Annotated in this window: 2 tRNA genes and 1 rRNA gene; all 3 read right to left on the bottom strand. The window is 41.9% G+C overall.

Going from position 1 to position 613, the window contains the following annotated elements:
- Nucleotides 1–311: 311 nt before the first annotated feature.
- A tRNA-Ile gene (locus CSH93_RS17790) sits at nt 312–388 on the bottom strand.
- A 1-nt stretch (nt 389) separates the two neighbouring features.
- A tRNA-Ala gene (locus CSH93_RS17785) sits at nt 390–465 on the bottom strand.
- 74 nt (nt 466–539) lie between these two features.
- Nucleotides 540–613 (bottom strand): 16S ribosomal RNA (locus CSH93_RS17780); the annotation flags it as partial.

Here is a 613-nt window from a genome sequence, read left to right as displayed (position 1 = left end):
CAACCCTAATATGTCTGCCTTTTGACTTCAGACTATTAGTGGCTTTCGCCAGGCTGTAACGTGACAATCGCTAATCGCGTATGATTTTACTCATACCCATACAAGTTTCGCTTGAAAGAACCGTCATTTAATAAAATAACAATTCAATCAGTTACTCTTGGATTAAATTAATATCAGCTTTTCCAAATTGTTAAAGAACATATTCAAGGCTTAAAAAAACCTTAATCAATAATTTTCATCATTCATTAAGGCTCTCTACCTAACAACCACCGATCACTTTCCACCCTTACCAATCATCATAAAACAGTAAATGGTAGGCTTGGGCAGACTTGAACTGCCGACCTCACCCTTATCAGGGGTGCGCTCTAACCAGCTGAGCTACAAGCCTGTGGTGGAGCTAAGCAGGATCGAACTGCTGACCTCCTGAATGCAAATCAGGCGCTCTCCCAGCTGAGCTATAGCCCCATAAGTATGGTCGTTCTTTTCATAACAAAACAATCTGTGTGAGCACTGCATCAAAAATGTCTATCGACTTAAGGTAAGGAGGTGATCCAACCCCAGGTTCCCCTAGGGTTACCTTGTTACGACTTCACCCCAGTCATGAAACACAAAG

Origin of the sequence: Neoalteromonas facilis (genome assembly GCF_002807665.1) — a bacterium.
GTDB lineage: Bacteria > Pseudomonadota > Gammaproteobacteria > Enterobacterales > Alteromonadaceae > Alteromonas_E > Alteromonas_E facilis.
This window is presented reverse-complemented; position numbering and strand designations above follow the sequence as displayed.